General features: G+C 49.6%; 12 protein-coding genes. 6 read left to right on the forward strand and 6 right to left on the reverse strand.

Annotated elements, in window-relative coordinates:
• Positions 1-50: 50 nt before the first annotated feature.
• Entirely contained in the window at positions 51-545 is a 495-nt protein-coding gene (locus tag NDI48_07985) for a hypothetical protein (GenBank protein MEP0831146.1), read from the forward strand.
• A 140-nt stretch (positions 546-685) separates the two neighbouring features.
• Here NDI48_07985 and NDI48_07990 read toward each other — a convergent pair whose 3' ends face one another.
• Positions 686-1,645: a ribonuclease Z gene (locus tag NDI48_07990; GenBank protein ID MEP0831147.1), complete on the reverse strand. Its 960-nt coding sequence runs from the start codon at positions 1,643-1,645 to the stop codon at positions 686-688.
• Between the two features lie 382 nt (positions 1,646-2,027).
• On the opposite strand from NDI48_07990, the gene NDI48_07995 reads away from it, so the two are divergent.
• Complete coding sequence (locus NDI48_07995; protein ID MEP0831148.1) at positions 2,028-3,176, forward strand: SpoIID/LytB domain-containing protein; 1,149 nt, start codon at positions 2,028-2,030, stop codon at positions 3,174-3,176.
• Positions 3,177-3,277: 101 nt separating this feature from the next.
• On the opposite strand, the gene NDI48_08000 is transcribed toward NDI48_07995, so the two are convergent.
• Positions 3,278-4,615 carry a hypothetical protein gene (locus NDI48_08000; protein MEP0831149.1) on the reverse strand — a complete coding sequence of 446 codons (1,338 nt, stop codon included), beginning with the start codon at positions 4,613-4,615 and terminating at the stop codon, positions 3,278-3,280.
• Between the two features lie 698 nt (positions 4,616-5,313).
• Here NDI48_08000 and NDI48_08005 point away from each other — a divergent pair.
• The 4 genes from NDI48_08005 (at position 5,314) to NDI48_08020 (ending at position 14,130) form a co-directional block, all read left to right on the forward strand.
• Positions 5,314-10,200, forward strand: a complete 4,887-nt coding sequence (locus NDI48_08005) for a CHAT domain-containing protein (GenBank protein ID MEP0831150.1) — start codon at positions 5,314-5,316, stop codon at positions 10,198-10,200.
• A 428-nt stretch (positions 10,201-10,628) separates the two neighbouring features.
• On the forward strand, positions 10,629-12,575 hold the full coding sequence (locus NDI48_08010) for an adenylate/guanylate cyclase domain-containing protein (GenBank protein MEP0831151.1): 1,947 nt from the start codon (positions 10,629-10,631) through the stop codon (positions 12,573-12,575).
• 34 nt (positions 12,576-12,609) lie between these two features.
• Complete coding sequence (locus tag NDI48_08015) at positions 12,610-13,344, forward strand: DUF928 domain-containing protein (protein MEP0831152.1); 735 nt, start codon at positions 12,610-12,612, stop codon at positions 13,342-13,344.
• A gap of 231 nt (positions 13,345-13,575) precedes the next feature.
• Positions 13,576-14,130 carry an alpha/beta hydrolase gene (locus tag NDI48_08020; GenBank protein MEP0831153.1) on the forward strand — a complete coding sequence of 185 codons (555 nt, stop codon included), beginning with the start codon at positions 13,576-13,578 and terminating at the stop codon, positions 14,128-14,130.
• A gap of 27 nt (positions 14,131-14,157) precedes the next feature.
• On the opposite strand, the gene NDI48_08025 is transcribed toward NDI48_08020, so the two are convergent.
• From NDI48_08025 to NDI48_08040, 4 genes are all read right to left on the reverse strand, one after another.
• The gene (locus NDI48_08025) at positions 14,158-14,361 is read right to left on the reverse strand and encodes a hypothetical protein (protein ID MEP0831154.1); all 204 of its coding nucleotides are present in this window, start codon (positions 14,359-14,361) and stop codon (positions 14,158-14,160) included.
• A 342-nt stretch (positions 14,362-14,703) separates the two neighbouring features.
• Positions 14,704-15,360: a low-complexity tail membrane protein gene (locus tag NDI48_08030; GenBank protein MEP0831155.1), complete on the reverse strand. Its 657-nt coding sequence runs from the start codon at positions 15,358-15,360 to the stop codon at positions 14,704-14,706.
• 114 nt (positions 15,361-15,474) lie between these two features.
• Positions 15,475-18,498, reverse strand: coding sequence for a translation initiation factor IF-2 (gene infB / locus NDI48_08035; GenBank protein MEP0831156.1), 3,024 nt, complete (start codon positions 18,496-18,498; stop codon positions 15,475-15,477).
• 407 nt (positions 18,499-18,905) lie between these two features.
• Positions 18,906-19,193, reverse strand: a complete 288-nt coding sequence (locus NDI48_08040) for a YlxR family protein (GenBank protein ID MEP0831157.1) — start codon at positions 19,191-19,193, stop codon at positions 18,906-18,908.
• Positions 19,194-19,346: the final 153 nt, after the last annotated feature.

Genomic DNA, 19,346 nt, shown 5'->3' on the forward strand with positions numbered 1-19,346 from the left:
GATAAAGTTCTCAATATCCCAAACCCCACACGGAGCGTACAATACCATTCATGGCATCTGAACAACAAGTAAAACGCTATCTGGCCTATTGGTTTCAGTTAGGCAAAAAAGTTTTGATTGGCAATGGTGACTCAGCCGTGCTACCACAATCGGTGATAGCCGGCGATCGCTACAGCGATGATTTTGAAAGAATTTGGCAATTAATTCTCTCCCCAGAAAGTGGAGATTGCTACCTAGACGGTACCGATCAAACCATTGCCGAACTGCTGATGTCCAAGTGGGTGATAGAACCCTGTGTTCGTTGTGAAATGCCTGTGCCCATAATCAACATCGGGCTACCGCCAGAACTTTGCCCCTGCAACGATCTACCGACTTGGCCGAATACAGAAATACCTGCTCCGCGAGAACCGGTCAGTAGTCAGACACGCCTGAGTCAGATTCGCGATCGCTTAAACCACGCTAAGCATGAGGGAGAGTTACAGGACGATTTATCGACTCATCCGACACCCGAATTACCGATGCCTCGCAGCACGGGTAGGGGTTAAGGGTGTCTCAGTGAGATTCGCGATCGCTTAAACCAAGCCAACAGTAACTAAAGCCTTCGATTTGAGCTTTTGGATAGTTTGTATAGCTCCAACTACGACGTGAGGTAGTTGACTTATGTTTGTGCCTTTCTACACTCGAACTAGGCTTTCGTCTTGATTATTTCCTTGGGGAGACGCCGAGGCACCTCATAGCTAAAGAAATCATAAGCTAACTTAGTCTTGGGAAAAATTGCCCGTGCCTCCTCTAGTAAGTTATCCAACCCGAGCGCATTTCCCGGAGCATAACGGGGACTGAAATGAGTCATAATGAGCTGCTTGACCCCAGCCAAATGAGCCACTTGTGCAGCCATCGTTGAGGTAGAATGCAAACGTTCAAAGGCTAACTGAGCATCTTTGTGGGCAAATGTCGCTTCGTGAATTAAAACATCCGCATCCTTGGCCAATTCTACGGCGTTGTCACAGTAGACCGTATCCGTGCAATAAACCACTTTACGACCCATTTCAAGTTCTCCACACAGCTCAGAACCGTTAATTTGGCGACCATCGGGCAGAGTCACGGTTTCCCCTCGCTTGAGCAGGCCATAGAGCGGGCCAGCAGGTATTCCCAGGGCCTTGGCTTTTTCTACGTCAAAGCGCCCTGGCCGGTCTTTTTCCTCCACCCGGTAGCCGAAAGCTGGAACCCGATGCTTGAGCATCCGGCAACTGACAATAAATTCCTCATCTTCGTAGATGACTCCAGGTTGTACGGCATGAAGTTGAACTGGGTAGGAAAAGTTCGTCTGAGAATAGCGTTTACTCGCGCGCAGGTAGTCGTCTAAATCCGCCGGCCCATACATATCAATCCGCTCAGTACTGCCAGCCAAACCACAGCTTGCCAAAAGCCCCATTAAGCCATAGATATGGTCACCGTGCATGTGGGTGATGAAAATACGGCTAATCTGGCTGCTTTTGAGGTCACTGCGTAACAATTGATGCTGAGTCCCTTCGCCACAGTCAAACAGCCAGACTTCTGCACGTTGGGGTAGACGTAGTGCGACGCTAGACACATTCCGCGAACGTGTCGGGACTCCAGAGCTTGTTCCTAAAAAAGTAATTTGCACAGGCTGACCTTTCTACCCCACTCCCATCCAGGAAATTACATCTCATCCCTATGGTACACAAGCTCCAGTCCCTGAGCATTTTCAGGAACACAGATTTCCTATGGCGGATTAAAAGAGAAATGGCAGTTGCTGACTAGGTGATCTGCTGCAAGCAGCAGCGCTTCGCTATCATCAGGAAACATGCTAAATGTAGGCGAAGAAATAGAACCATAGGAGTATGACTCTGGACAGAGAAAATGGGGACTTTCAACGGAATCCGAAGACCCATCCATGGGAGATTTTTCCTCAAGCCTTGGGAACCCTTCAATCTACCCTATGTCTTGAGTGAGAGTACCCTGAATCCTGAAAACGAGAATAGTTATCGCGAGAGGAAGTTTTAAAGATGGTCTTTAGACGTTTATCCGTCTCTGTTTTATCTGTGTTCCAGCCAATTGGTTTGCTGGGTGGGCGTCGCTGGTGGCTCTCTTTGTCATTCTGGATGATTTTAGTGGCTCCAGTTCAAGCTCTAGAACTGCGAGTGGCGATTGAAGATGGTGTTAGCCAGGTGCAAGTCGGGAGTTCGACTAAGGCGATTGTCCGAGATGCGGCAGGTCAGGAAGTCGGGGAACTAACGGCTCTGAACGGCTACAAAGCCCAAGCTGGGGGAGGTAGAATCGCTTTAGCTCAGTGGCGATCGCCATTGCTGTGGATTGAACCAACGGGTGATGGTTATGTTTGGATTGGCAAACGCTGGTATCGGGGACGTACCCAACTGGTTCCGACCCCTAAAGGGCTGACGGCGGTCAATCATGTGGATTTAGAGCAATATCTCTACAGTGTCCTCGGTGCTGAAATGAGTGCCAGTTGGCCGCTAGAAGCCTTAAAGGCGCAAGCCGTTGCGGCTCGTTCTTATGCCCTCTATAAGCGCGCTACGGGGGGGAATAATGTCTATGATGTCGGTGATACCACATCCTGGCAAGTTTACAAAGGGCTAGAGACTGAGTCTCCCAATACTCAGACAGCCGTTCAGGCCACCGCCGGACAGGTGATGACTTACGACGGTCAAGTGATTCTTGCGGCCTTCCACGCAGCATCTGGCGGACATACAGAAAATGTGGAAGATATCTGGAAAAGCCCCTTCATCCCCTACCTCCGGGGTGTGGCTGATTATGACCAGGGAGCACCGGTTTACGAGTGGAAAAAAAGCTTTTCTCGCCGTGAACTCAGCGGCAAAATTTCTGGGGTAGGCAATGTTAAGTCAATGACTCCAGAGCGCACAACGCCACAAGGGCGCATTGTAACCATGGTTGTCGAAGGTGATCGCGGCACGCGGCGTGTCAGTGGCACCGATTTACGCAGCGCCTTGGGCTTGAGAAGTACACTTTTTGTTGTGAATCAAACGGGTGAAAGGTTTGAAATTAGTGGTCGCGGTTATGGTCACGGCTTGGGTATGAGCCAGTGGGGCGCACGCAATTTAGCCAATCAGGGTGTCAACTACCAACAGATTTTGAGTCATTATTACCCCAATGCGATTCTTTCCCAACTTCAGTAGGAGAGTGACGCTAGTTGATGGGAACGGTTCCATCGGCGATCGCTCAAACCAATCTGTGAATCCCTGATCACTGGGTGCAGAATGAGGGATATCCCTTCAGCTCAGGAACCTGAATCTAAGCGTCGCTGCCATTCAGCATCAATTTGTTCTTTCCGCTCAAGCTGTTGATCGAGCAAGTCTGTTTCGCTGGTGTAAGCTAAGTCCTCATGTTTAATCACATTTTGAGCCGCAAACTGCTGGGCATAACCGATTTTCCTCTGTAAGGTGGCATTGGATTGAGCCAGGATGAGGGATTGCTGCTGCCGTTTGTGATTGCGTGCTTCCACCTGGCTGTTTTGCCATTGAACCCAAAAATAACGAATTAGCGGAATGGCTAAAAAACCGATGCCATAACCCAGTAAGAGCCAGTAAATGGACTGGACGAAGGCAATCAATCCCCCGATTTGTGCGGCGATTTGGCCATCTCTCAACAGAGAACCCAACATCAAGGCACCGACGACATTAATCCCACCTAGCCCAATGGCCAGCATATTTTGCCCACTACTGGCTCGACTAAAGCGCCACAGCTTCTCCTGAAGGTAGGTGGCTACAGGCTGCGGTTGCCAGGATGAAGCGGTTGTCTGCAAATCGGGGAAGTGATAAACGATGTCCCCATCTGGACTCACTTCAGGACGCCCATTGAATCGGGTGAGTACGGGTAGCATATAGTCTTCGGATTCGCGCTTGTACCCTTCTGGGATATCGTCGAGATACGGGGCGATCTGTTCTGCTGCGACGGCACCGCCGGAGTTGCGAATGACCGTACCCATTTCTTGCCAGCGGCGATCTTCTAAATCGGCATTTGGATTACCATCCCCAAATAAAAACGAGAAGATGGACTCCAGAAAACTCATCTCACTGCCTGAAGAAGAGCGAGAGGATTTTCGTTGCCGCCGATGGCGTCGCTCATAGGGATCATAACCTGGACTGAAGAACCACCAGACATCCGACCACAGCCAGAAGTTAGGCATAAAGAAAATGCCACCGCCACTGGAATGACGGCTATCGCCACCCCCTGAATCGTTATCGCTGTTACTAGCACTGATGGCGATCAGGATAACGGCGATCGCCACAAAGATCAGAACAATGGAAAGAATGAGGATAACCCCAAAAGAAATCCGAATCAGATAGAATAAAACACGCCAAATTTTCTGCCACCATTCCTGTAACCGGACACGCAGGAACTTGTTGCGGAGAATGGCACGAAAGTTTTGGGGAAATAGATAGGCAATCTCGCCCGATTCGGCGACTTGTAAATGTCCACCCGCCTCAGAAGCGAGAGCCAGTAATCCTTGCTCTGCCAAATTGATATTTAATCCTACCTGAGCAGCAACGTCCCCAACCGTAACGCGGTAGCCCATCTGCTCAACCGCCTTCATTATTCTGGGATCGCGAACCATGTTTTTGTATCACGAATTGCCTACTCTCTTTAGTATAGATTTTTGTTAACAAGACTATAGCGAACAGTCATGCCTTGACCGCAGGATTAGGGGGCGTCGCGACTGCCCCTGAATAGTCTCAATCAACCCAGTTGATTGACTGATAAGAAGCTTTGCGCTGTTCTGATAGAGCTGTGTCAGCATGAATGTTCGCTGACGCTGACGTTAGTTCTTAGGCTGCCTCACCGCTTAAATTTTTCCGGAACCACATCCGTCTTGTTGTATAAGAGTTAGTATTAGAGTTAACAATTAGTATTCTAGTTAACAAAACCTCTCCTATCCCCATTTAATCCTCTTGGAAAATTATTTCTTCTCTGTTAAATGTTTCCCTAAAAACAACTGAACTCGGTCAAAATAGGCAACATTTAAAATTGATGGATTCAAGTTTATCCCCTGTCTCTCGGCTGGAACTATTTTTTTGTTCCGGCCAGATATGATTTTCAGGAACTATACCCTAAGGGGGATACAACTCACCAAGGTGGATGGAAAAGATTGAATAACCATCCGCTGAATTTGTACATTGAAGGTGCTTAATACTACCGCTCATGAGCGAATCACATTGAGAATATTGCAACTGAAAAAATCAGTTTGTTTCTCTGCTTGACCTGGGTGTATCTCAACAACTGGATAGAAGTACCGCAACTGAGAATCTCCCATTTATGCAAGCATCTCTTTCACTCAAAAGCACCGTGTTAACCACCCTGCTGCTAACGGGATTTATTGGCATCACACCCACTTTGGCTCAGCCCATTGTTTCTGATCAAACGACCGGAACAATAGTGACGCCGAATGGGAACCAGCTTGATATTAGCGGCGGCACACTTTCCGGAGATGGGGCGAACCTATTTCACAGCTTTCAAAAATTGGGTCTCAATTCTGGCGAGACAGCCAATTTTCTTTCTAATCCAACCATTCAAAACATTTTGGGGCGGGTTACGGGTGGAGATGCCTCGATTATTAATGGATTGATTCAAGTGACAGGTGGGAACTCCAATCTTTACCTGATGAATCCAGCAGGTATGATTTTTGGTGCGGATGCCCGTCTGAATGTCCCCGCTTCCTTCACCGCGACTACGGCTACAGGGATTGGGTTTAACAACGGTTGGTTTAATGCTACAGGTAACAATAATTATGCGGCCTTAGTGGGTGCCCCCAATACATTTGCTTTTAACAACCCATCTCAACCGGGAGTTATTGTTAATGCCGGACAGTTAGCGGTTCCCAATGGCCAGAATCTTACCCTATTAGGTGGCACGGTGGTGAATACCGGGCAGTTGGCAGCACCTCAGGGGACGATTACGATGGCGGCGGTACCGGGTCAAAAATTGGTACGTATCAGCCAACCGGGGAATCTCTTGAGTTTGGAGGTTGAGCCAATCGAGGCTGGAACTCAAGCTGGAGGTTGGACAATTCCAGTCTTATCACTGCCAGAATTACTCACCGGTGAGGGGGGCAGTCAGGCGACGGGATTGGCGGTTAAGGCTAATGGTCAGGTTGAATTAACCGCTTCTGCGGTAAAAATTCCCTCGGAGGCAGGTACAACAATCGCCTCTGGCACGCTGGATGTATCCACCCCCCCCAACCAAGGGGGAGTGGGTGGCAATATTAATGTTTTGGGCGACCAAGTTAAACTTCTCAGCGCCAATCTAGACGCCTCTGGTACCGATGGTGGCGGTAATGTCAGAATTGGCGGCGATTATCAGGGTAAGGGAAAAATACCCAATGCCTCTGACACATTTGTCAGTGCGGATACGAATATCAAGGCTGATGCACTCTCTCAGGGTAAGGGTGGACAAGTGATTGCCTGGGCGGATAAGTCCAATCGATTCCTCGGCAAAATCAGCGCTCGCGGCGGATTAAACTCTGGGAATGGGGGATTTGCTGAGGTTTCCGGGAAGCAATCCCTAGAATTTAAAGGTCTGGCTGACTTGTTAGCACCGGCGGGTGCAGCGGGGACGTTGCTGTTAGACCCTACGGATATCACTATCGGCGATACTGATAATCCTCCCTCTAATATCAGTACCGCCACCCTCGTCAATCAACTCATGTTTGGCAATGTCACCGTTTCCACGGCATCGGATGGGGGTGGGGCGGGAAATATTACCGTTAATAATCCCATCAATTGGGAGAATGGTTTCTCTCTGACACTGCTTGCCGATAACAATATCACTATTAATTCCGGTGCCAATATTACCTACGCGGGTGCGGCGAACCGAGAACTAAATTTATTAGCAAATAACAATATTATTCTCAATTCGGGTTCAACTTTAGCCGCCACTGGGGCGGGAAGGCTGGATGTTAATCTTAGCGCGGGTCAAGGTGGGAATAGTGCAGGAGCGATCGCTATCCAGGGTGCTGCCATCAACTCCAATGGTGGTGATATTACCCTCGGCGCAGGGGCCATCAACATCAGCAACAACGCTCTCATTGACTCCAAAGGCGGCGATATCAGCCTCAACGCAGAAGCAATCGCTATCCTCGGTGCTCCTATCAATTCCAATGGCGGTGATATTACCCTCGGCGCAGAGGCAATTACCATCAATAACAACGCTCTGATTGAGTCCAAAGGGGGCGATATCATCCTCGGTGGTAGCAGCAACCCGTTAACGACGCCGACAACCAGCATCAATCTCAACGGTGCCCGACTGAGTTCCGAGACTGGAGAAATCAGGCTTACCAGTAATGATATCCAACTGACGGGTGCGAAGTTTGAAAGTGCCAGTGGCGGAAATATCAAGCTCAATACTCCGAATGGCACAGGGGAAATTATCCTCGATGGAGTTAACTTAAGTGCTGATAACGGTAGCTTGGAACTGGTTGGGACGGACGTGCAGCTGCGTAACGGTACTAAGTTGAGTTCCTCTGGAACCGGTGATATCACCATACGCAGTTCAGGCATGATCGACACCACGGGTGGCACCTTAGCGGGAAGCAACATCTTCCTTACCGCGAATCAGGCGATTACCACCGGTGCTGTGAGCTTGAGTGCCAATTCTGGCTCAGGGATTAATCCCTTGTTCAAAATCAATACGTCTGACATTGTCAACCTCAACGGAGCGATTTCCACCACCTTGCCTAGGGGAGGTGACATTGTGATTGGGGATGTAACAGCTCCCAGTCAGATTAATGTGAACTCGGCTTTGTCCACTTTAGGCGGGAATATCAACTTCACTAGTACGGGAGCGATCACGCTTGCGGGCAACCTTACGACGGCTGGAGGAGCGATTACCCTAACGGGAACAAGCCTGAACACCGCCCTCCTAGACTCCAGCAATACGAATGGCAATGGAGGAGCGATCGCTCTTACTGCCAATAATGCTCAGCTAATCCTGTCTAACCTGAACTCCAGCTCGACTTCAGGTAGGGGGGGCGATATTTCACTCACCAATCCAGGAGCCATTATTAGTGGAGACTTGAACGCTTCCGGCGCGACAGGTGGCGGAAACATTACCGTTCAGTCAGGCGGAGATAACACCACAGGAAATATTAACTCTAGTTCAAGCAATGGGAATGGAGGAGCGATCGCCCTCACTGCCAATAATGGCAAGTTGACCACGTCTAACCTCAATTCCAGCTCAACTTCTGGCAGGGGTGGCGATATTTCACTCACCAATCAAGGAGCCGTAATCAGTGGAGATTTGAACGCTTCCGGCGCGGCAGGGGGTGGAAGCCTTACCGTTCAATCCGGTGAGAGCATTACCACAGGTGAGATCGACACCAGTTCGAGCCAAGGTAATGGAGGCAATGTCCTCCTCGATCCCCCTGGTGATATCCAAGTCACCTCCATTAACGCCCAAGGTGGTGTCGGCGGTATAGGCGGCAATATTGATATCACCACCGAGCAATTTTTCCGAGCGACTGGAATTTTCACCAACGGCAGTTGTCTCAACACCAGTATTTGTAGCGTTGGCGGGGCTGGAGGCGGTGCCATCACCCTTCGTCATGGAGGTCAGGGAGTCATTCCTTTTAATGTTGGAGATGCTAGCAAGAACGGTACAGGGGGTGCGATTGTAAGTACTGGCGGCCCGTCAATCTTACCCTTCCAATCCTTGCCTTACACTTACAGCAATGGCGTCAACATTAACATTATTAGTGTTCCATCACCCCCTCCAACTCCTCCGACTGTAGACCCCCCAACCCCTCCGACACAACCCTCGCCGCAACCCTCGACACCACCTTCCTCCCAACCGACACTACCTTATGCATCACCCCCCTTACTCACGTCAGCACCACCACCGCCATTGGCTGTTGAGCTGAATGACTCTGTGGCGACTGTCGATCAGCTATTCACCAATGAATTTAAAAAATATCTCAGCCTGGGTCAGACAAAAAGCATTACCTTGGCAGATGCTCAAAATAGTCTACGTCGTATCGAAAGTGCGACGCGTGTTAAGCCAGCCATTATCTATGCAGTCTTCGTTCCCTCAACCTTAGCCTCCAAGGCAACTGGGAATGCTCAATCCTCCCCTAATGGGGGACTCGATCTCCAGGAATTGGATAGACAACGCCAAGATAGTGACCTGTTAGAATTAATCCTCGTCACTCCAGAGGGCAAACCCATTCGTAAGCGGGTGCCTGGGACAACACGCTCCTCAGTGCTTAAGGTGGCGGAGCAATTACGCAGTGAACTCACCGACATCACTAGTCGTTCTTCGGAGTACCTCCCTCCTGCCCAAAACATGTACCAGTGGTTGGTCGCTCCGCTAGAGGCCGATTTAAAAGCTCTTGACATCCAGAACCTTGTGTTCATTATGGATTCAGGGCTACGTTCCATCCCCATGAGCGCGCTTCATGATGGTCAAGGCTTTCTGGTAGAAAAATATAGCGTTAGCTTGATGCCGAGTCTCGGCTTAACGGATAGCCGCTACAAAGACATCAAAGATAGCCAAGTGCTAGCCATGGGAGCGTCAAAATTTAGCAACCAAGCTCCTTTACCCGCTGTCCCTGTAGAGTTGTCTCAAATTACATCCTTATGGAAAGGTCAATCCTTCCTCAATCAAGAATTTACGCTGACTAATTTGAAGGCGCAACGCCGCCAAAAACCGTTTGGCATTGTCCATCTTGCCACCCATGCCTTCTTTCAGCCGGGAGAACCGAGCAACTCCTATATCCAGTTATCGGACACGAAGCTGGGCCTGAACCAACTCCGGCAATTGGGCTGGAATGATCCAGCAGTGGAGTTGTTAGTGTTGAGTGCTTGTAAAACGGCACAGGGCAATGAAGAGGTGGAGTTGGGTTTCGCTGGCTTAGCCGTCCAAGCTGGCGTTAAGTCAGCCCTGGCAAGTTTATCTTTTATCAGCGATGAAGGAACAATGGCACTGATGACGGAGTTTTATGAGCAACTACAACAAGCCCCGATTAAGTCAGAGGCATTGCGACGGGCACAGGTAGCCATGCTCAAGGGAGAAGTGAAGCTGGAAGATGGTCAATTAATTACTCCGAGTCAGACACTCCCTTTACCGCCAGAACTGGCAAAGCTGGGGAATCAAACGCTGTCCCATCCCAAATTTTGGGCGGCATTTACACTGATTGGCAATCCTTGGTAAGTGCAAGGATGCCGTTTTAGCGCTAGGAAATTCCAGCGCCGCCTCTTTGCCAGGTTGAATTTTATAGAAGAGCATCCGGATTGTAAAAATATCTGAGTCAAAAATCCGGAGTTCTGCTATTTTCTGCATAAACAGTGTGTTTATTCCCCCAATTAAAAGTTCTCAAAAATTTCTTTTAATATCTCAAAAAATGGGACTTATTTTATTTGTTTTTAATAACTGAAACTATTGATTTCCAAGAATTGAAACTAATGAATTCCGATGCGCTATAGCAGTCGTAAAGGCGATTTGGATTTATCCAAATCCTGAAACCTTGACCAATTAATCTTTTCCCTTCTGCCCTCTACCTTCTGCCTTCTGCCTTTGGCTATAGCAAAATCAAAAATTGGTATAAACGAGCCGCGTTTACCCAGATTGGTGCAACTGAAATGAATCATAAAAATAATTGTTTAATTTCTCGATTTGTTCAGGTTTTCAATAGTTTTTGGAAAAAGAACGTTACGTCAAAGAATCTTGACTTAGTCATCACCAGCCTTGCGGCGTTTGGCTTGTTCCTGGGAGTGCGGCAGTTAGGCTGGCTACAGCCTTTGGAATTAGCGGCTTTCGATCTCATGGTTCGCCTTCGCCCGGATGAAGGCCCCGATCCGCGCTTGCTGGTGGTGGAGATTACAGAGCGAGATATCCAAGCTCTGAATCAATATCCTATCTCCGACGGACTTTTAGCCAAGGTCTTGGGAGAATTGGAGCGGCATCAGCCCATTGTCATCGGTGTGGATTTGGCTCGCAATGTACCGCAAGGGACAGGTCAGGCTGAGTTGATGACTCGATTCCGAAGTCCCAAGGTGATTGCGATCGCCAATATTGGCAACACCGAAGCCGAAGCGGTCATCCCCCCACCCGGAGTATCTCAGGAACGCGTGGGTTTCAGTGATGTTGTGATTGACCCCGATAGCGTGATTCGTCGCAATTTTATGATCGCTCCCATCGATGAGAAAACGACCCTCTACTCGTTTTCCCTACGTGTCGCCCTCGCTTATCTCAAACACAAAGGGATTAAGCCTCAATTCACCCAAACTGAGGAACTTCAGTTAGGTACAACGGTATTTAACTGGTTGGCCTTAAATTCGGGTGGTTATCAAACCATTGATGATGGTGGCTATCAAATTCTGTTGAATTACCGTTCCGCTCGAAATGTCGCACGCGGCGTTAGCTTTACACAGGTGTTGAACGGGCAGATTGATCCAAGCTGGGTGAAAGGCAAGATTGTACTCATTGGCGCAACCGCTCCAACGGCAAAAGATTTGTTCTCTACCCCCTACAGCGCCAGGGAAAAAGCTATTCCTCGGATGGCAGGGGTTCTGGTTCACTCCCAGATGGTGAGCCAAATTTTGAGTGCCGTTTTGGATCATCGTCCCCTGTTTTGGTATTGGTCTGAACGGGCAGAACTCTTGTGGATTCTTGCCTGGTCATTGGTGGGTGGCGTTTTGGTGGCACGAGTTCACAATCTGCTAATCCTAGGGTTGAGTGGTCTAGGCTGTCTGTGTGTGTTGTTTGGTTTTACCCTATCGCTGTTGATGCAGTCGGCATGGATACCCTTAGCGGCACCGACGATCGGATTAATTGTCACGGGTTTGGCGGTGGAGGCTTACCAACGGCAACTTTTCCAACGCCAAGAACAGATGGTGATGAAGCTCTTAGGACAGCAAACTTCACCGGAAATTGCCCAAGCGCTTTGGAATGAGCATGATCGCTTACTGGATTCGGGTCTTCTGCCCGGTCAACGCGTGATCGCGACGATATTACTTACTGACATCAAAGGATTCAGCACCATCTCGGAAAAAATGCCGCCAGAAGAGGTGATGGCTTGGTTGAATGAATACTTGCCCATCATGGTGCGGGAAGTGCAAAACTACCGTGGGATTATCAACAAGTTCACGGGCGATGGTTTGTTAGCGGTGTTTGGGGTGCCTGTACCCGCTACAACCGAGGCAGTTGTGGCAGAAGATGCTCGACGTGCTGTAGCTTGTGCGCTGGCGATGGATGATCGATTGCAAGAACTCAACCGGAATTGGCGCTATCGAGGTTTGCCGTTGGTTCAGATGCGGGTTGGAATTTACACCGGTCCTGTCATGGTAGGAAGTTTAGGCGGCAAAGAGCGCTTGGAATATGGGGTGATTGGGGACAGTGTCAATATTGCCGCTCGTTTGGAAAGTTGTAAGAAAGACAATCAACCGAGTGACTGTCGAATTTTGATTGCCCACGAAACTCTGGTTTATCTCCAGGATGAGTTTCAGGTAGAAGCTTGGGGTGCACTGCAATTGAAGGGAAAACAGCACAAGGTTGATGTTTACCGGGTGCTGGGTCGTAACGCTTGAAAATCACTTCATCGGTGTTCAGAGGTAACCTATTATGTTTTGGACAAAGTCTCGCACCACTCTTATCTCGTTCTGCATCGCCTTTTTTGTCGGTCTGTTTCTGTCTGTGGTGCCCCTACAAGTCATTGCCCAACCCTCAAATTTACAAGTTCAAGGGCAATTTGGGAGCAGCCAATCTCCTGCTTTGTTAACGCAGCGTTTAAAGGATGAACGACGACCGCTACCCGGAAGGAGAGAACCTGCGGCTGGACGGGGTTGTGGGGCTAATATACCCAACCTGCCACTGACGGCATTGACTCCAACAACGAATCTGGGATTCACGGTTGCCGCCTATCCGAAATTCTTTTTCTATATTCCTCAGACCTCTGCAACCGCTGTGAAGTTTACTCTTCTTAAGGAAGATGACACTCAGGTTTATGAGAAAACTTTTCCAATTTCTCGCACCTCTGGTATTTTCAATCTTCGCCTTCCTGATGACAAAACTTTGCCTCCCCTCGTGGTGGGAAAAAACTATCATTGGTACTTTCAAATCACTTGTCCACAATTAGGGAGTGGGGATATTTATGTGGATGGATGGGTTCAACGAGTCTCTCGTGATGGTCAGAATAATCTGTGGTACGACAGATTGGCCACTCTGGCTGAGAAACGCCGCTTGCATCCGAATGATTCTGCGATCACGGCTGAGTGGGAAAATTTGTTAAGTTCGGAGGGATTAGACCAACTTGCTCCACAGCGTCTAATGGGTAGTTTAACCAGCCAGAAGTTGTAAAGTTGGAGTGCGATCGCATTTTCCTCACGAGCCTGTAGCAGTTGTGCTGCCTTAGGAGGTGCTAAGAATGCGAAATGCGGACTACGAAAAGGGGATCACAAAAAAATTTAAATTGGGTAGTACAATTTGACTCTGATAGCCGTTTCTATCCTGATACTGATGCTGAGTCAAAAGATGTCATAGCCCAGAAGAGCGGACAAATGAGATGATTAGCAATAGCGGAGGTGAAATGTGCCAAAAAAAAACAAAAGCAACTATTTCTTTTGTTTACGGGGTTGGATTATTGGGTTTGTAGTGCTCCTTAGTGTTGGTTTCTGGAGCGATCGCGCAGAAGCGGCTCAATGGGTAGTGCTGAAATACCGTTTTTTGCGAGAGAGAGTATCGGTACCTGAACTCACAACGTTTGTTAAGACGGGAGAACTTTCTAGAACGCTGCGAGCTTATCTCAAGCTTGCCAAAAAAGAACCGGCCGAGTTGCGGCGCACTCTGACGCAAGAGGTTAAAGTTAACCCGACTTTCCTGTATCAAGTCCTCAAAACTCCAGTAGGAGACGGGATGCTCGATCAAGTCAGTCAGGTGGTTCATACCCCCTCCAATCGGGCCAACCGGGAGTCTTTGCGAGGAGCTTTGGTGAGTTCTGCTTTGCCGGATGGCAATATTACTTTAATTGAGACATTGCAAAACTACCCAACGCCCGAAGTTCATGTCGAGGGCGAACGGCTTGCTGAGGTTATACAGAACATTAGCAAGCTAATCGGACGTCTGCCGCCACTGCCCCGATTGTGAGACAATGCTCCCTAAATCGGGTTTGTTCTAATAAGCTAAAGTTTCTAAAGTTTCCCTCAGATACCGCCGCACCCGGTTATCCAGGCTATAATCCTGAGATTGCTCGCCGGCTCGATGTTCCATCTGCCAACGCTGAAATCCTGAACTAGTGGCGATCGCTTGTTTGAGGCTATCCCAGATTTGGCTGTCTTGAGGAAATTGACGGGATGCAGGAGTAGCTGAGCTTTCCATAAAATACCTTAAAAACTCTACACGGCGTTGTTCAATAGCGCTTCTTGTGAAAGGAGCGCCACAAAACTCCAGGTTTCTGCTTTTCTTTCAGGATAACCTGGGTATCTTATTCAGATTGTGACCTCGGCAACAACTTAATGAATTGAGAATTTTAAATGGGTAATTTACAGCTCAATCCAGCCGCTTCGGATTGAGTCACTCCAAGGCATTCGATCCCGCGGCTAAGCTTTACCCAAGATTTATTAATTATTCCATTGATTATTTCTATGGCTCCATGCACGAGAGAAGTCGATTGAGTTTTTTTCCTGAATTGGGAACGGTAAAAAAGAAGCGCCGCAGGGGTCACTCTTGCTCAACCGTCAACTCCGGTGAAGATGGAGTGGTAGAGACTGGCGTAGTTACAGCTTCTGTTGCCGTAAGGGACAAAATTTTATTGACTCGTAAACCGGGGAGTGTAAAATCCTGCGGTATTTTTTCAACGGGGTAGGGAGTAGCCGCGACAAACTCAGACTCGCTCGTCAGAAGGACTTGTGCCACAGCAAGCGGCACTTGTAAAAACAAATGACTGATGAGAAAAGCCAATCCTGCGCCAAGCAGGCCCAGGAAATGCCAACGGGGGCCTAAGGGAGCGACCGCTGCTGCCACGGGAGCCACTCGGTAAATTTGCCACAGAACCCAGAGCACGAAGACAGCCGCAACAATCGTGATGACTCCCTTTGTCTTCGTTTTGAACAAGCTTAAGAGGCGTCGCTGCTCCTGTGTTAGTTGCTCTGGCTTCAGGGCAAAAATCAGAATGCTGAAAATGTCAAAGGGGCGGGTCAATTGCATCCACAAAATCGGTGCTAGCCCAATCGCCGCCACAAACAAGAACTCTAGCCAGACTGGCAAGATGGGGTCACCCACCGCCAGTCCGAGCCAAACAAGTTCTAAGGCCAGAGGAAATGCTGCTAACCCAGCAAGATGAATCCACAAAAAAGGTTCAGTCCAGAAAGAGCGCATAAGTTCGGATTGGGTTGCAGGTTATGGGGGTTGAAGGTTAGTCGATTAACAGGTTGTAGCTATAGGGAGTGAACCTTCAAACTTTCAACCTTCAACCTGCCAACCTTCAACTCTTTAAGTGGCTGACAACGTCCGGCGTCGGCTCACCATCTTGAAGGTCTCAATTATGTCGCCTTCATTCCAGTCATTGAACTTATCGAGGCCAACTCCACATTCGTAGCCAGCGTTGACTTCCTTGGCATCGTCCTTCATCCGCTTCAGGGAATCCAGAATACCTTCATGGACTACTTTGCCGCCGCGACGTACTCGGATGTTGCAATTACGAACGGCTTTACCTGTCAGCACATAGCAACCCGCAACCGCACCGCGCCCGACGGGGAAGACCGCTCGCACTTCCACTTGTCCGAGTGGCTCTTCGACCATTTCTGGCTCCAACAGACCTTCCATCGCCGCTTGAATATCATCTAGGAGTTTGTAGATGATGTTGTATTCGCGAACATCGACCCCTTCTCGGTCAGCCGCCTGTCGAGAACCATGAGCCAGTGTGGTATTGAAGCCAATAATTACAGCACCACTAGCCGCTGCTAAGTCAACATCTGTCTCGGTGACTTCGCCAGCTCCTCCCAGCAGAACTCGGATTTGCACTTCATTTTGTGGCAGTTGCTTGAGAGCACCGAGAATGGCTTCGACGGAGCCTTGAACGTCTGCTTTCAAAATCAAGTTGAGTTCTTTGAGTTCGCCTTCTTGAGCCTGAGCGGAGAGACTGTTGAGGGTAACTCGGCGTGACGCCATCACCTGGTGCAGGCGAGATTGCCGCTGTTCATCAGCTCTTTTGTTGGCAGTCGAACGGGCTTCTTTTTCGCTGGCAAAGACTTCAAACTCGTCCCCAGCAGCAGGAACCTCGTTCAATCCTAGGACTTCGACGGCAAAGGATGGCCCTGCGGCCTCAACGCGTGCCCCCCGGTCGTCGATCATCGCTCGCACTTTACAGAAGACTGAGCCAGCCACGAGGGTATCCCCAACCCGTAGGGTGCCGTTTTGTACCAACAGGGTAGCAACAGGTCCTCTGGTTTTATCCAGGTTCGCTTCGATGACGGTACCTCTGGCAGGCCGATTCGGGTTAGCGTAAAGGTCTTCGACTTCCGCTACCAACAGAATCATCTCCAGCAACGTATCCAGGTTTTCTTTTTGGATGGCGCTTACAGGAACCATAATCGTCTCGCCGCCCCACTCTTCTGGCTGCAAACCTCGATCCGTTAATTCCTGCTTAACGCGGTCAGGTTGTGCTCCGGCTTTATCAATTTTATTGATGGCAACAACAATGGGAACTCCAGCCGCTTTGGCGTGGCTAATGGCTTCAACGGTTTGGGGTTGGACACCATCATCCGCTGCCACCACCAATATAGCGATGTCAGTGACTCGTGCTCCACGCGCCCGCATGGCGGTGAAGGCTTCGTGTCCAGGAGTGTCGAGGAAGACCACCTGCTGAGTTTGACCGTCATGGTCAACATCAACATGGTAAGCGCCAATGTGTTGGGTAATCCCACCGGCTTCTCCCTGCGCCACTTTGGTTTCGCGGATCGCATCGAGCAGGGTGGTTTTCCCGTGATCGACGTGACCCATAATGGTGACGACGGGTGGACGCCTGTGCAGGTTTTCTATATCTTCCTCACCCACCATTACTGTCACCTTCGTGGCGGCAGAGGCTTCTTCGACCGTCTCAATAGTCACTCCCAGTTCCTCTGCCACGAGGCTGGCTGTGGGGATATCCAGGGTTTGGGTGATGCTCACCGCCATTCCTTTGAAGAACAGCTTTTTAATAATCTCTGTTTCAGCAATGCCCAAGGCGGTCGCAAGTTCTCTAATCGTCACAGAACCCGTCAATACAATGGTTTCTGGACGTTCTGGAACCGCTTTTTTATCCCGTTGGCGATCGCGCGCATCCGATTTGCTGTGGTCGCTGCTGCCTCTGACACCGGGCTTCCTTCTCTGGGTCGTTGTGGGCATGGCCGCCGACACCGGTTGTTTTTGCTGAGACTTCGGCTTGGCAGGACGAGCGACGGCCTGAGTGGCGATGACTGGAGCCCCTAGCTCGGCTAGCTGATCTTCAAAATCTTCCTCATCATCTTCAAACAGTTCAGGTCGCCGCTTGAGTTTGGCCCCGGCTTTTCCGGCCTTAGCCAGCTCTTGCGACTCATCATCTTCATCAACCCATTCTTTCTTCTTCGTCGGGGGTCGGGGAGGAGTCAGTCGCTTGGGTGCCTTGAGCTCCTTAATCTCTGATGAGAGCCCTTCTATATCCTCGTCCGGCCCAGCAAAGTCATCTGCTCCCAGGGTTGCTGCCACATCAGCATCTTGACCTTCACGAGGGGGTTGGGGTCTTTTCGGCGGCCCGTAAAGTTTAGGCTGTACGGGAGCCACTGGCGCTGGACTCCGACGTGCTGGCGGTGAGGACTCAGTAGCGGTTGAGGATGGGTTGGAACTCACTGGCTGACGTGGCGCTGGAGTTCCACTCGGTTTAGCCGGCGAAGGCTCTGACCGATCGCGTTTCAAAACCGGTTTCACAACCTGTGTCGGTTGAGGAGTTTTGGGCTGCGTTGGTCTTACAGGGGGGCCAGCAAGTTGAGCCAGATTGGCTTCAGCTTCAACTTGAACGTCCACTGGCTCTATCTCTTGTAACTCCGGCGGTTCCTGCTCAATGCTCGGCTCGGATGGACGTTCCGGCTGCTGCTGCTGCTTAATGGCGGGTCGATTCAGCGTCGGCTTGGGGGGTGACACCGATGGCTTGACGGGGGGTTGAGGAGGAACTCCCACTCTATTATCCTCCTGTTGCGATCTAGGACTGGTAGGAGACTTCGGCTTGATTCCTACAATTTGTTGCCTGGGCTGACCCTTGGGACGGGTCGCAAATTTATGAGGGGGCGCTCCCGTAGCTCCTTCTGTGGAGGCCGCACCGCCACGGCTTCTTACAGCCAATTTTTCTGAGGCCGCACGAATGCGTTCCGCCTCGGATTCCGTGATCGTACTACTGTGACTTTTAACCGCAATATTGAGGTCTTCACAGATGTCCAAAATGTGCTTATTGTCCAAATCCAATTCCCGTGATAATTCGTAAATTCTTACTTTGCCGTTGTTCATCCAGTATTTCCCCGTCGTAACTACCAGTTTTACACCATATCGACATGCTCGAATGACTGCTTGCTCATTTGTTTTGTGACCAATGGGTGAAGTTGTTATCTTTGTGTGAATGTGAATGTGCTTCTAAATTAAGGGGTTAATCCTCAAGGCTCGATACTAGCCTATTGCCCCGTAACCTATTAGATAGTTATCAAGCAGTTAGACCCTTCCTCTCTAATCTTGCATAAATCTTAAAAAAACTGATATAGGTTTTGTGTTACTTCTGTTTCCACTTGGCCTTCTTGACCTAGGTGGCTGATTCGGGTTGCACCTTACTCACCTCCAATCGAGACAACCCCAAAAACCAATTCCTCTCTATCTATCCTAACGATTGTTCGATTCACTGAAAGCCTTTGATGGTGTCACTGTTATATCTCTCCTTCCCCGGATTGAGTTGGTATTGCTGGCAAAGCGGCTAAACGCTGCCACAAAGTCTCATAAAGTTTTTCTGGAACCGAGGTGCGAAGACTGCGCCCCAATCGATTTTTCTTTTGAGCCACTGCCAGACAACTCGGTTGAGGACAGAGGTAAGCAGAACGCCCCATCCCCTCATCTAATTGTACCTGTCGCGATGGGTAGAGTCGGACAACGCGCCAGAACGCCTTTTTGGGAGCCACCAAGCGGCAGCTCAAACAACGACGATAGTTAGGCTCCATAGAATGGGTGAGAGGTTTTGTATTCCTTAACGCAAACAGGGGTTGTTGTCTGTTGTAAACAGTTTAAAGCGTTTAACTTGACTAACGATCGCCTAAGAGCGCGGCACGAAGCGCTATCACGCTGAGGAAGCCAATGCCAACGGAACACCAAGC

It is taken from the genome of Microcoleus sp. AS-A8, assembly GCA_039962225.1.
GTDB lineage: Bacteria > Cyanobacteriota > Cyanobacteriia > Cyanobacteriales > Coleofasciculaceae > Allocoleopsis.